The sequence below is a fragment of the Brevundimonas sp. LF-1 genome, from assembly GCF_037055305.1.
In the GTDB taxonomy this organism is placed as follows: domain Bacteria; phylum Pseudomonadota; class Alphaproteobacteria; order Caulobacterales; family Caulobacteraceae; genus Brevundimonas; species Brevundimonas sanguinis.
Window position 1 is genome coordinate 887956 of sequence record NZ_CP146349.1, and the last position, 12970, is coordinate 900925.

Below are 12970 nucleotides of genomic sequence, written 5' to 3' on the forward strand. Positions count from 1 at the left end.
CCCCTTAATGCCGGGGATCGGCCCCGAACGAAAGAGCGCCGCGCGGCGGCGTCCACGACGGCGACAGGACTGTCCCCACGATCCGGCGCACCTGGTCGCGCGCCGCCTCCAGACCTCGCCCCGTGTCGATGAGGAAGTCGGCGCGGGCGCGCTTTTCGGCGTCCGGCGTCTGGCGCGACGCGATGGCGTCGAACCGCTCGCGCGTCATGCCCGGTCGGGACAGAACGCGCTGGGCTTGCACCTCGGGTTCGGCGGTGACCACCACCACGGCGTCGACAGCGGCGTCGCCGCCCGTCTCGAACAACAGGGGAATGTCCACGACCGCCAGACGCGCGCCCTGCGCCTGCGCGGCCGTCAGCGCCTGCGCGCGGTCCGTGGCGACCAAGGGATGGACGATGGCTTCCAGTCGCTGGAAGGCGGTCTCGTCGCGCCCCAGAGCCTCGGCCAGCCGCACCCGATCGACAGCGTTATCCACGACCACGCCGGGAAAGGCCTGCGCCAGCCGCGCCACGGCCGCTCCGCCCGGCCCATAGAGCCGATGAACGGCGGCGTCGGCGTCCCAGATCACCGCGCCTTCGTCGGCGAACATCTTCGCCGTCGTCGATTTTCCCATGCCGATGGAGCCGGTCAGCCCCAAAACGATCATGCGGCGTCGTCCAGATGGGCCATAGCCACGGCGCGCAGATCCAGCGGCGGAGGCGGAACGCCGAAAATCGCCTCGAACGACGGTCCGGCCTGACCGATCAGCATGGCCAGGCCGTCGACCGTGATCAGCCCTCGCGCCTGCGCCGCCGCCAAAAAGGGCGTGAGCACCGGCTTATAGGTCATGTCCATCACGACCGCGTCAGCCTTCAGGACGCTGAGGTCGATGGTCGGCGGCGCGCTCAGGGCGTTGATGACCAGATCGGCCACCGCCAGCACCCCTTCGTCCTCGGCGACCGCCACCGCGGCGCCCAGATCGGCGGCCAGGGCTTCGGCGCGGCTGCGCGTGCGGTTCAGGATCGACAGCCGCGCCCCGGCCTGAACCAGGGCGCCCGCAACCGCGCGAGCGGCGCCGCCTGCGCCCAGCATGACGACATGGGCGCCGTTCAGCTCAAAAGCCGGCGCCTGCTCCGCCAGGGCGTAGAGCACGCCGGCCCCATCGGCGCTGTCGGCCCGGACCCGGCCGTCTTCAAACACCAGGATGTTGGCTGAACCGGTCGCCTTGGCCGCCGGGGCGATGTCGTCGGCCAGGGCGAAAGCCTGTTCCTTGAACGGCGCCGTGACGTTGAGCCCCTGAATCAGGCCCGCGCGCCCGGCGGCGACCAGGGTGCGGAATCCATTGGGGTCCTTCGGCTGGAAGGCGACATAGGAGCCGTCGACCGACGCCGCCTCAAGCCAGGCGTTATGCAGGATCGGGCTCAGCGAGTGGCCGATCGGATTGCCGACGACCCCGCCCAGCCGGACCTGCCCCGTGATGCGGGCCGGACGGACCGCCGGTTCCGTTTCTATCTTCATGACCCAATGACCCCCGAACGCCTCAACTCTGTGAGGACGGGCCATAACGGCAATCCGAGAACAGTGAAATAGTCGCCGCGCACTGCGTCAAAAAGTTGCGCCCCCATCCCCTCGAGCCGGTAGGACCCGACGCAGGCCAGCAGGCCTTCGCCTTCCGCCGTCAGATAGGCGTCGAGGAAGGCGTCGGAGAAGGCGCGGACCTTCATTTCGGCCGTGTCCAGCCCGCTCCAGACGATCTGGCCTTTGTGCGCCAGAGCCGCGCCCGAATGCAGGTGGTGCGAGCGGCCGCGCATGGCCGACAGGCGCGCGCGCCGCCGCCAGCGTCGGGGCCTTGGACACCAGCCCGCCGTCAAAGGCCAGGGTCTGATCGGCGCCGAGCACCCAGGCCTCCGGGTCCTGACGCGACACCGCCAGCGCCTTGGCCCGGGCCAGTTCAACCGCCAGTTCAGCCGGATCGACGCCCGGGGTCTTCAGGGCGTCTTCGTCCACATCGGCCACCTGCACGGCGAAGGGCACGCCGGCGTTTTCCAGCATGGCCCGGCGCGCGGCGCTCTTGGAGGCCAGGATCAGCCGTTCATGGGGGGCCTGGGTCACATCGGCGCTCCCAGCTTGCGGCTGCGCCGCTCGCTCAACAGGTTGATGATGGCGGCGGCCGTCTCCTCGACCGAACGCCGGGTCACGTCGATGGTCGGCCAGCCGCGCCGTTCAAAGGCGCGCCGCGCCTTAATGGTCTCTTCGCGCACAGAGTCATGATCGACATAGGCCGAGGCGTGGCCGGCGTTCAGCCCGTCCAGGCGATTGCGGCGGATCTGCACCAGGCGGTCCGGGGAAACGGTCAGGCCGACCACCAGCGGATGCTTCAGCGCCGTCAACCGCTCGCCGTCTTCCTGGCCCGGAACCAGCGGCACGTTCGCCGCCCGAATGCCGCGATGGGCCAGATAGATGCAGGTCGGCGTCTTGGAGGTCCGGCTGACGCCGCACAGGACGACGTCGGCCTGTTCCAGCTGCTCCAGCGTGCCTTGTCCGTCATCATGCGCGATAGCGTAGTCCAGCGCGCTCATCCGGTTGAAATAGCCGGTGTCCAGGGCGTGCTGGGCGCCCACCCGCGCCGAAACGTCCGCCCCGAGGTAGCGCGACAGGGCGCCGACCAGCGGGTCCAGCGCCCCGATCTGCGGCATCTGCAGCCGACGACAGCCTTCCTCCAGCTGCTCGCGCAGCTCCCGATCCACCAGCGTATGCAGAACCACGCCCGGCGCCGCGGCGACTTCTTCCAGCACGCGCTCCATCTGCTTGTTGGACCGCACCAGGGCGTAGATGTGCTCGATGGGAATGACGCCGTCGAAACGGGCGATCACCGCCTTGGCCATGGCGTTCAACGTCTCGCCCGTCGAATCCGAGACGAGATGGACGTGAAAATAAGTGGCCAGACGCGAAGCGCCGGGAGGACGGGCAGGGCTCATGGGGACGGCGTCTCCTTCTGTCCCACGGTCGGATCATCCCCGCGCCCTGTTGAAAAGCCGGGGCGCCGTTCGTGAAAGACCGGGCGCCGAATCCTGTAGCAAGCCCTGTCTCCGGTCGCGAGCGGGGATCGCGGGCGCCGTTGCCGCGATCGGCGCCGGAGTCGTCCGCCTGGGCGCCGAGGTTTCATCCCAGGCTGTGGGCAGGAGTGCCTGTCCAAATGGCGCCCGTGGATTCACCCACAACGGCGCCCAGAGGCAAACCCGAGTCTGGCGGGTGTTTCACGGCTTATCCCCATGACTCACACCCCCGCCCGCGATCCCGCGGATCGTTCGCCGCGAAACGGGGACAAAGGGAGTCCGACCGGGACGGTCCAGGGTTATCCCCGCGCTCCCCCGCCCTGCTTCCAACCTCTAATTCTTTCAATTCTTAAATCTGAATAGGTATTGAGGCTTGGGGGTGTGCATCCTAAAGCCCAAGACATGAGCACGCCCCTTCTGATCCAGGCTCTCCAGGGCCAAACCCTTTCCCGCCCGCCTGTGTGGTTCATGCGTCAGGCCGGGCGCTACTTGCCGGAGTACCGCGAGCTGCGGGCCAAGGCGCCGGACTTCATCGCCTTCTGCCTGAACCCGGAGATGGCGGCCGAAGCGACCTTGCAGCCGATGCGCCGTTTCGGCTTCGACGCCGCCATCGTTTTCGCCGACATCCTGCTGATCCCCGGCACCCTGGGGCAAAAGGTGTGGTTCGAGGCGGGGAAGGCCCGCGCCTGGGCGCCCTGCCGTCGGTGCAGTCGATGGCCGACAAGGCTCAGCAGACTGGAGAGGCCCTCAAGGCCGTGGGCCAGACGCTCAGCCTTGTGCGCGCGGAACTGGAGCCTGAACGCGCCCTGATCGGCTTTGCGGGCGCGCCGTGGACCGTGGCGACCTATATGCTGGACGGCGAACATCGGACCATGGGCAAGGGCGAGCGCGCGGCGGCCCGCACCTACGCCTACACCCAGCCCGAGATCGTCTACGGCCTGCTGGACGTGCTGGTGGAAGCCACCGCCCACTATCTGAAGATGCAGCAGGACGCGGGCGCCCAGGTGCTGAAGATCTTCGAGAGCTGGGCCGAGGGCCTGCCCGACGATCTGTTCGAGAGCCTGGTGCTGAAGCCGCATCAGAAGCTGGTCGCCCGCGCCCGCGAGCTGGGCGTCACCGTGCCCCTGATCGGCTTCCCGAGGGGCTCGGCGGCCCTGGCCGAACGCTATGCGCGCGAATGCGACGTGCAGGGCGTGGCGCTGGACACCGCCTGTCCGCTGGACGTCGGCCAGCGCGTGCAGAAGATCAAACCCATCCAGGGCGCGCTGGACCCTCTGCTGCTGCGCGCAGGCGGCGAGGCGCTGGACCGCCGTGTCGATCAGCTGATGGAGGCCTGGGGCCAAGGGCCGTGGATTTTCAACCTCGGCCACGGCATCCTGCCTGACGTGCCCATCGCCCATGTCGAGCAAGTGCTGAAACGGATCGGCGCCCAATGAACCAGACCGCCGCTACCCTAGAGGGACGACCCGGCCGGCGCGTGGCGGTCGTCCTGACCAATCTGGGCGGTCCCGACCGCCCCGAAGCGGTCAAGCCCTTCCTGTTCAACCTGTTCAACGATCCGGCCATCATCGGTCTGCCGGGGATCGTGCGCACGCCGCTGGCCAAGCTGATCTCCAGCCGTCGCGAGACCTCGGCCCAGGCCAACTACGCCCTGATGGGCGGGGATCGCCCCTGTTGCCCGAGACGCAGAAGCAGGCGGAGGCCCTATCGCGCGCCCTGGCGGACGCCTCGCCGGGCGACGACAGCCGGGTCTTCATCGCCATGCGTTACTGGCATCCGCTGACCGAAGAGACGGCGGCGGCGGTCAAAGCCTTCCAGCCCGACCAGATCGTCCTTCTGCCCCTCTATCCGCAGTTCTCGACCACCACGACGGCCTCCTCGCTGAAGAAGTGGACCGAGTGCTACGACGGACCGGGCGAGACCCACGTCGTCTGCTGCTACCCCGACGCCGAAGGCCTGATCGAGGCCCAGGTCCGACTGATCCAGCAGACGTTGGACAAGGCGCAAGGCAAGCCGGTGCGGGTGCTGTTCTCGGCCCATGGCATTCCCGAGAAGCTGGTCACAGCGGGCGATCCCTATCAGGCCCAGGTCGAGGCGACCGTGGCCGCCGTGGTGGAGCGCATGGGCCTGACCGACTGGGCCATCTGCTATCAGAGCCGGGTCGGTCCGCTGAAATGGCTGGGCCCCCACGCCTGACGCCATCGAACAGGCGGCCAAGGACGGCGTGGGCGCGCTGGTGGTGCCGATCGCCTTCGTCTCCGAACATATCGAGACCCTGGTCGAACTGGACATGGAATACGGCGAACTGGCCCATAAGGTCGGTTGCGCGCCTTATCTGCGCGCGCCGACGGTCAGCGCCGACCCGGTTTTCATCGCCGCCCTGGCCGATGCGGTCGCGCGGGCGCTGGAGACGCCGGGGACCGCGCCGCAGGGGCTTCGCAGGGTCGACCATGCGCCGGCTTGAAAGCCTGCCCGTCCGGCTGTTCAAAGGGCTCCAGGGCGGCCTGAGGGGATCGACATGGACTATTACAACCTGGCCCGCGGGCTGCACATCCTGGCGGTGATCGCCTGGATGGCCGGAATGCTCTTCCTGCCGCGTCTGTTCGCCTATGACGCCGAGCAGAACGCCAAGCCTGAACCCTTGCGCAGCGAGATGCAGGCCCTGCTGCGCGCCTGGCAGACGCGGCTGCTGCGGATCATCATCAACCCGGCCATGATCCTGGCCTTCATTTTCGGCGGCTGGCTGCTGTGGCTGCGCAGCGGCGACGGCGCCGACTGGTCCTTCGCCCATCAGCCGTGGATGATGACCAAGTTGATCGGCGTCTTCCTGCTGGCCGGTTGGCACGGCTTCCTGGCGGGTCAGCGCAAGAAGATCGCGGCGGGCGCGTCGAAATATTCTGGCCGTTTCTGGCGCATGACCAATGAGATCCGTTCGTCCTGGCCATCATCATGGTGTTGTCGGTGACGATGGAATGGAGTTTCTAAGCGCCCTGACGCGAGCGACGCCGTCGCGCGCTGCCTGAAGGTCCTTGACCTGCAGGGGTCTTTCGTGGTTCCGCTGCGGTGAACCGTGCGGCCGATCCGTGCAGCGCGGTCCCTCTCTTTTGCGACGCCTGCCGGTTTGAGCCTGCGGGGAACCCGTCGCCCTCCCTCCCAGCCCCTGCGGCTGAAGCCATTACGACCTTTCTGCTCCTGGCCGCCTCGCCGCGTCCGGGCGCGCGAACGAGCACGCCATTATGACCGATACGCCTGAGACTCCGGACACCGAAGTCGCTGAAAATGCAACGGAAACGCCGGTTGAGCGGCCGCGTCGCACCCTGAGCCTGGGCGGCAGCCGCGCGGCGGCGCTGGTCGAGGAGGCCGAGCCCGAAGTCCCGGTTCAGCCTATCTCTGAGGACGACGATCATGGCGTCGACACCACGGCCGAGGATGATGATGAGGACGACGACGGCGAGCCCATCGTCCCCAACGGCCGCATCACGCTTCAGGAACTGAACGAGAAGACGCCGGAAGACCTGGTCGCCTTCGCCGAGGGCCTGGACATCGAGAACGCCGGCAACCTGCGCAAGCAGGACCTGCTGTTCGCCATCCTGAAGACTCTGGCCGATGAAGAGGTCGAGATCATCGCCTCGGGCGTGCTGGAGATCCTGCCGGACGGCTTCGGCTTCCTGCGCAGCCCCGACGCCAACTACCTGCCGGGTCCGGACGACGTCTATGTCTCGCCGTCGCAGATCCGCCGCTTCGGCCTGCGCTCGGGCGACACGGTGCACGGCGCCGTGCGCGGCCCGCGCGAGGGCGAGCGCTACTTCGCCCTGCTCAAGGTCGACACGATCAACTTCGAAGATCCGGAGATGGTCAAGACCAAGGTCCTGTTCGACAACCTGACGCCGCTCTATCCCGAAGAGCGGCTCAACATGGAGATCCAGGATCCGACGCTGAAGGATCGCTCGGGTCGGGTCATCGACATCGTCGCCCCGCTCGGCAAGGGGCAACGCTGCCTGATCGTGGCCCCGCCGCGCGTCGGCAAGACGATGATGCTGCAGAACATCGCCAAGTCGATCGAGCGCAACCACCCGGAAGTCTTCCTGATCGTCCTGTTGATCGACGAACGCCCTGAAGAAGTCACCGACATGCAGCGCACGGTGAAGGGGAGGTCGTCGCCTCGACCTTCGACGAGCCGGCCACCCGCCACGTCGCCGTGGCCGAGATGGTGATCGAAAAGGCCAAGCGCCTGGTCGAGCATAAGAAGGACGTGGTGATCCTCCTGGACTCCATCACGCGCCTGGGCCGCGCCTACAACGCCACGGTCCCGTCGTCGGGCAAGGTGCTGACCGGCGGTGTCGACGCCAACGCCTTGCAGCGGCCCAAGCGCTTCTTCGGCGCCGCGCGCAATGTGGAGCAGGGCGGGTCGCTGACCATCATCGCCACGGCCCTGATCGACACGGGCAGCCGCATGGACGAGGTGATCTTCGAAGAGTTCAAGGGCACCGGCAACTCGGAAATCGTGCTGGACCGCAAGGTCGCCGACAAGCGCATCTTCCCGGCCATCGACGTGCTCAAGTCGGGCACCCGCAAGGAAGACCTCATCACGCCGAAGGACCAGCTGGCCAAGACCTATGTCCTGCGCCGCATCCTCAACCCGATGGGTCCGCAGGACGCGATCGAGTTCCTGCTCGACAAGCTGCGCCAGTCCAAGAACAACGGCGACTTCTTCCAGTCCATGAACACCTGATACTGGCCCTAGCGCCGCCCGCGCGGCGGGCGGCTGCTTGAGGGCGTGTTTCACGTGAAACAGGAGTGCGGGTCATGAAGCTGAACATTGAGATCGACTGCACTCCGGCCGAGGCTCGCGCCTTCCTGGGCCTTCCGGACGTGACGCCGCTCAACGACCATTTGGTCGCGGAAATGCAGAAGCGCATGGACGCCAACATGGCCGCCATGCAGCCAGACGAATTGATGAAGACCTGGACCAGCTTCGGCGTTCAGGCTCAGGACCAGTTCCGCCGTCTGATGGAAGCCGCCGTCACGGGCGCGCCCAAGCCGTGAGGCTCCTGTTCTCCTCCCTACGAAGTGGGGAGGTGGATCGGCGGCGCAGCCGACGAGACGGAGGGGCCGTTTCCTTCCGCGCTGGCCCCTCCACCACGTCGTGGTCCCCCTCCCCATGGAATGGGGAGGAGAAGGTATGACCGACACCATCTTCGCCCTCGCCACGCCGCCGGGCCGCGGCGCCGTCGCCATCCTGCGCCTGTCGGGCCCAGGCACGGAGACCGCCCTGGCCGCGCTGGGGGCAGGGGGCTGACGCCGCGCCTGGCCTCGGTGCGCAACCTGCGCCACGACGGCCGTCTGATCGACGAGGCCCTCATCCTGCGCTTCGTCGCCCCGCGCTCCTATACCGGCGAGGACTCGGCCGAGCTGCACCTGCACGGCGGCCGCGCCGTCGTCGAGGCGGCCAGCACCGCCCTGATCGCGCTTGGCCTGCGTCCCGCCGAGCCGGGCGAGTTCACCCGTCGCGCCTTTCAGAACGGCCGCATGGATCTGGCCCAGGCCGAGGCGGTCGCTGACCTCATTGACGCTGAAACGGACGCCCAGAAGTCTCAGGCGCTGGGCCAGCTCGACGGCGCCCTGTCGGCCGCCTACGCCGGATTCCGCCGCGACCTGTTGAAGGCCCTGTCGCTGGTCGAGGCCGAGATCGACTTCCCCGACGAGGAAGTGCCTGACAATCTGGCGCGCACGGCCGGGCCGGTGCTGGACGCTCTGGCGACCGATCTTCGCGCGGCGCTGGCCGATTCTGATCGCGGGCGGCGGGTGCGCGAGGGCTATCGCATCGTGCTGATCGGCGAGACCAACGCGGGCAAGTCGTCCCTGTTCAACGCCTTGGTTGCGCGCGAAGCGGCCATCGTCACCCCCATCGCTGGAACGACCCGCGACGTGCTGGACGCCGACATCATGATCGGCGGTTACGCCGTCACCCTGTCGGACACAGCCGGTCTGCGCGACAGCGACGATCCGGTCGAGGCTGAGGGCATCCGCCGCGCCCGCGTGCGCGCCGAGGGCGCCGATCTGCGCCTATGGGTCCGCTCGCCCTCCACCGAAGGCGCCGAGGACCCGGCCGCCGCCTTCGTGCGCCCCGCCGATCTTCAAGTGCTGAACAAGGCCGATCTGGGCGCCGTGGCGCCCGCGCCGGATCTCGAGGCCCTGAGCGTCAGCACGGCGACCGGGCAGGGGCTGGCCGAACTGCATGAGTGGATCGCCGCCCGCTTGGCGCGCGACCTGTCTGGCGCTGACTTCCCGGCCGTCACGCGCGAACGCCATCGCCGCCGCCTGGCCGAGGCTTTGGCCGCCGTCGAGGAGGGCCGCCGGGCGCTCGATGTGGCGCCTGAGATGGCCGGCGACGACCTGCGCCGCGCGGCTGACGCCCTGGCCCGCGTCACCGGGGCCATTGGCGTCGAGGACATTCTGGGCGAGGTCTTCTCCTCGTTCTGCATCGGCAAATAGACCCGGCGTTCGGCTGTTTCACGTGAAACAATGGTTCTCGAGCTGGTGGCGATTCCGGCCCAGATGGACTATGTGGACCCCATGAGTTCGACACCCGATCACACCTTCGACGTCGTCGTCATCGGCGGCGGCCACGCCGGTTGCGAGGCCGCGACGGCCGCTGCCCGTGCGGGCGCCCGCACCCTGCTTCTGACCCAGAAGCTGGAGACCATCGGCGAGATGAGCTGCAACCCGGCGATCGGCGGCCTAGGCAAGGGCCATCTGGTGCGCGAGATCGACGCGCTCGACGGGGTGATGGGCCGGCTTGCCGACGTGTCGGGCATTCAGTTCCGCATGTTGAACCGGTCCAAGGGCGCCGCCGTGCGCGGCCCGCGCAGCCAGATCGACCGGCGTCTGTACCGCGAGGCCATGCAGGCCGAGCTGGCGGGCTATCCCAACCTAACCTTGATGGCGGGCACGGCCGAGGGGCTGATCCTGAACGGCGACCGGGTGGTCGGCGTCAAGACCGGGGCAGGGGAGACCATCCGCGCCGGCGCCGTGGTGCTGACGACCGGCACCTTCCTCAACGGCGTCATCCATCGCGGCGACCTGCGCATTCCGGCCGGCCGTTATGGCGAGGATCCCTCGACGGGCCTGGCGGGCGACCTGCACGCCGCTGAGCTGATGATGGGCCGGCTCAAGACCGGCACGCCCGCGCGCCTGGACGGCCGCACCATCGCCTGGGAGCGGCTGGAGATGCAGGCGGCGGACGACCAGCCCGTGCCCTTCAGCTTCCTGACCGACCGCATTGAGGTGCCCCAGATCGCCTGCGGCGTGACCCACACGACCGAAGAGACGCACCGCATCATCGCTGATAACCTCGGCGAAAGCGCGGTCTATGGCGGCCGGCTGTCCGGGCGCGGCCCACGCTACTGCCCCTCGATCGAGGACAAGGTGGTGCGCTTCGCCGACAAGACCAGCCACCAGGTGTTCCTGGAACCGGAAGGTCTGGATGATCCCAGCGTCTATCCGAACGGCATCTCGACCTCGGTGTCCGATGCGACTCAGCTGGCCTTCCTGCACACCATGCCGGGTCTGGAGCAGGTCGAGGTGTTCCGCTTCGGCTACGCCATCGAGTACGACTATGTCGATCCGCGGGAGCTGACCCCGGCGCTGGAGGTCAAGAAGCGGCATGGCCTGTATCTGGCCGGCCAGATCAACGGTACGACCGGCTATGAGGAGGCTGGCGCACAAGGGCTGATCGCCGGCCTGAACGCCGCCCGCGCCGCCGCCGGTTCTGATCCGCTGATCCTCGGCCGAGATCAAGCCTATATCGGCGTGATGATCGACGACCTAGTGACGCGCGGCGTGACCGAGCCCTATCGCATGTTCACCAGCCGGGCCGAGTATCGTCTGACCCTGCGCGCCGACAATGCCGATCAGCGGCTGACGCCGATCGGAATGGAAGCGGGTATCGTCGGCGCAGACCGGGCGAAGATTTGGCGGGAGAAGGCGGACCTTCTGGACGTAGCTAATCGTGTTTCACGTGAAACGCTGTTCACGCCCAAGGAGGCGGGCGCGCTGGGAATCACGGTCAACGCCGATGGTCAGCGTCGCTCGATCCGCGACCTGCTGGCATTCCCGAACGTGACGCTGGATCACTTTACTGCGATCCACCCCGAAATCGGCGACTGGTCCGCCGCAGTTCGCGAACAGGTCGAGATCGACGCCGTCTATGCCGGCTATCTCGACCGTCAGGCCCAGGACGCCGAGGCGCTGCGACGGGAGGAGGGGCTCGCCCTGCCGCGCGACCTTGACTATGCCGCCATAGGCGCCCTGTCGAATGAGGTGCGCGAGAAGCTGGCCATGATCCGTCCTCTGACGCTGGGGCAGGCCGGCCGGATCGAAGGCATGACGCCGGGCGCGCTGACGGCGCTTCTGGCTCACGTGAAGAAGGTGAAGGACGTGGACGCAGATCTCGCGGCGGTTGTCGCCTGATGTCGGACGCTATCGACGCCTTTCGCGCCCAGACCGGGGCCAGCGACGCCAACATCGCCGACCTGACGACCTTCCTGGCCATGCTGACCGAGGCGAACGAAGTCATGAACCTGGTCGGGCCGGACACCATCCCCGATTTCTGGAACCGCCACGCCTGGGACAGCGCCCAGCTTCTGGATCTCGCGCCAGAGGCGAAGACCTGGGCCGATCTGGGCGCCGGGGCGGGCTTTCCGGGCGTGGTCTTGGCGATTTTGCTGAAGGGCAGGCCAGGCGCCCACGTCTGGCTGGTCGACAGCCTCGGCAAGCGCTGCCGTTTCCTGCAGACCATTGTCGACGCCCTGGAATTGCCCGCCACCGTGGTCAACGGCCGAGCCGAGGAGCAGGCGATCGCGGTTGATGTCGTAACGGCGCGGGCCGTCGCGGCGATGGAGAAGCTGTTGGGTTATGCACAGCCCTACTTCCAACGCGGTGCAAAAGGTCTGTTCCTCAAGGGAGAGAAGGCCGAGGCTGAGTTGAAAGAGGCCCGTCGGGTCTGGCAGTTTGAAGCCGGTTCGCTGTCTCGCGCAGCGATCCGCGCGGCCGCATCGTTTCACTGAGGGGTCTTCGCCGTGTCCGTTGAGTCCGTTAAGCCGTCCTCGGTTCATGGCACCCGCGTTCTGGCGGTTTCCAACCAGAAGGGCGGCGTAGGCAAGACCACGACCGCCATCAATCTCGGCACGGCGCTGGCCGCGATCGGCGAGAAGGTGCTGATCGTGGACATGGACCCGCAGGGCAATGCCTCGACCGGCCTGGGTGTTCCACGTGAAACACGGCGGGTGACCATCTATGACGTTATCGTCGACGGCCGCCCCGTCGACGAGGCGGCGATCGAAACCGCCGTGCCCGGCCTGTTCATCGTCACCGCCGACCCGGACATGTCGGGCGTCGAGATCGAGCTGAGCCAGTCGGATCGCCGCTCCTATCGGCTGCGCGACGCCCTGGCGAAGCAGGGCGGCAACGGTCATTCCCGGTATGACTATGTCCTGATTGACTGCCCCCCGTCCCTGAACCTGCTGACGCTGAATGCGATGGCCGCGGCCGACGCCGTTCTGGTGCCGCTGCAGTGCGAATTCTTCGCCTTGGAGGGTCTGACTCAGCTGATGCGGACCATTGAGATGGTGCGTCAGAGCCTGAACCCGGCGCTGGAGATCCAGGGCCTGGTCCTGACCATGTATGACCGCCGCAACGCCCTGTCGGGCCAGGTGGCGGCCGATGTGCGCGCCCATTTCGGCGACAAGGTCTATGACAGCGTCATTCCCCGAAACGTGCGGGTGTCCGAGGCGCCGTCGTTCGGCAAGCCGGCCTTGATCTACGATCTGAAGTGCGCGGGCAGTCAGGCCTATCTGAAGCTGGCGCGTGAACTGGTCGCGCGCGAGCGCCAACGTCGTCAGGCCATCGCGGCCTGATCAACCTGATAAGTAAAC

General features: G+C 67.6%; 8 protein-coding genes and 6 pseudogenes. 9 read left to right on the forward strand and 5 right to left on the reverse strand.

The window, feature by feature from the left end:
• Positions 1–4: 4 nt before the first annotated feature.
• The 5 genes and pseudogenes from coaE to V8F63_RS04745 form a co-directional block, all read right to left on the reverse strand.
• Complete coding sequence (coaE, locus tag V8F63_RS04725; RefSeq protein ID WP_392354654.1) at positions 5–646, reverse strand: dephospho-CoA kinase; 642 nt, start codon at positions 644–646, stop codon at positions 5–7.
• The gene (gene aroE / locus V8F63_RS04730; RefSeq protein WP_392354655.1) at positions 643–1497 is read right to left on the reverse strand and encodes a shikimate dehydrogenase; all 855 of its coding nucleotides are present in this window, start codon (positions 1495–1497) and stop codon (positions 643–645) included. Before aroE ends, coaE begins: the two co-directional genes overlap by 4 nt.
• Positions 1494–1790 carry a Maf family protein gene (locus V8F63_RS04735; RefSeq protein ID WP_392354656.1) on the reverse strand — a complete coding sequence of 99 codons (297 nt, stop codon included), beginning with the start codon at positions 1788–1790 and terminating at the stop codon, positions 1494–1496. The genes aroE and V8F63_RS04735 overlap by 4 nt, the downstream gene beginning before the upstream one ends.
• A 73-nt stretch (positions 1791–1863) precedes the next feature.
• Positions 1864–2031, reverse strand: a pseudogene (locus tag V8F63_RS04740) (Maf family protein); the annotation flags it as partial.
• Between the two features lie 56 nt (positions 2032–2087).
• Positions 2088–2957, reverse strand: a complete 870-nt coding sequence (locus tag V8F63_RS04745; RefSeq protein ID WP_025976424.1) for a pyruvate, water dikinase regulatory protein — start codon at positions 2955–2957, stop codon at positions 2088–2090.
• Positions 2958–3437: 480 nt separating this feature from the next.
• Here V8F63_RS04745 and hemE point away from each other — a divergent pair.
• From hemE to V8F63_RS04790, 9 genes and pseudogenes are all read left to right on the forward strand, one after another.
• A pseudogene (gene hemE, locus V8F63_RS04750) lies at positions 3438–4471 on the forward strand (uroporphyrinogen decarboxylase).
• A pseudogene (hemH, locus tag V8F63_RS04755) lies at positions 4468–5499 on the forward strand (ferrochelatase). The pseudogenes hemE and hemH overlap by 4 nt, the downstream one beginning before the upstream one ends.
• Before the next feature lie 54 nt (positions 5500–5553).
• Entirely contained in the window at positions 5554–6000 is a 447-nt protein-coding gene (locus V8F63_RS04760; protein WP_392354657.1) for a CopD family protein, read from the forward strand.
• A 271-nt stretch (positions 6001–6271) separates the two neighbouring features.
• A pseudogene (gene rho, locus V8F63_RS04765) lies at positions 6272–7767 on the forward strand (transcription termination factor Rho).
• Positions 7768–7841: 74 nt separating this feature from the next.
• On the forward strand, positions 7842–8081 hold the full coding sequence (locus tag V8F63_RS04770; protein WP_134581953.1) for a DUF6489 family protein: 240 nt from the start codon (positions 7842–7844) through the stop codon (positions 8079–8081).
• 136 nt (positions 8082–8217) lie between these two features.
• Positions 8218–9530, forward strand: a pseudogene (gene mnmE, locus V8F63_RS04775) (tRNA uridine-5-carboxymethylaminomethyl(34) synthesis GTPase MnmE).
• A gap of 63 nt (positions 9531–9593) precedes the next feature.
• Complete coding sequence (gene mnmG / locus V8F63_RS04780; RefSeq protein WP_392355033.1) at positions 9594–11507, forward strand: tRNA uridine-5-carboxymethylaminomethyl(34) synthesis enzyme MnmG; 1914 nt, start codon at positions 9594–9596, stop codon at positions 11505–11507.
• Positions 11507–12126 (forward strand): annotated as a pseudogene (rsmG, locus tag V8F63_RS04785) (16S rRNA (guanine(527)-N(7))-methyltransferase RsmG). The gene mnmG and the pseudogene rsmG overlap by 1 nt, the downstream one beginning before the upstream one ends.
• A complete protein-coding gene (locus V8F63_RS04790) occupies positions 12116–12952 on the forward strand; it encodes a ParA family protein (protein ID WP_025976433.1) in 837 nt (278 codons plus the stop codon). The pseudogene rsmG and the gene V8F63_RS04790 overlap by 11 nt, the downstream one beginning before the upstream one ends.
• Positions 12953–12970: the final 18 nt, after the last annotated feature.

What these genes read in the sequence shown, in the direction of transcription:
- coaE (WP_392354654.1), bottom strand. Translation starts at nt 646, where the DNA reads ATGATCGTTTTGGGGCTGACCGGCTCCATCGGCATGGGAAAATCGACG.
- aroE (WP_392354655.1), bottom strand. Translation starts at nt 1,497, where the DNA reads ATGAAGATAGAAACGGAACCGGCGGTCCGTCCGGCCCGCATCACGGGG.
- V8F63_RS04735 (WP_392354656.1), bottom strand. Translation starts at nt 1,790, where the DNA reads ATGCGCGGCCGCTCGCACCACCTGCATTCGGGCGCGGCTCTGGCGCAC.
- V8F63_RS04745 (WP_025976424.1), bottom strand. Translation starts at nt 2,957, where the DNA reads ATGAGCCCTGCCCGTCCTCCCGGCGCTTCGCGTCTGGCCACTTATTTT.
- V8F63_RS04760 (WP_392354657.1), top strand. Translation starts at nt 5,554, where the DNA reads ATGGACTATTACAACCTGGCCCGCGGGCTGCACATCCTGGCGGTGATC.
- V8F63_RS04770 (WP_134581953.1), top strand. Translation starts at nt 7,842, where the DNA reads ATGAAGCTGAACATTGAGATCGACTGCACTCCGGCCGAGGCTCGCGCC.
- mnmG (WP_392355033.1), top strand. Translation starts at nt 9,594, where the DNA reads ATGGACTATGTGGACCCCATGAGTTCGACACCCGATCACACCTTCGAC.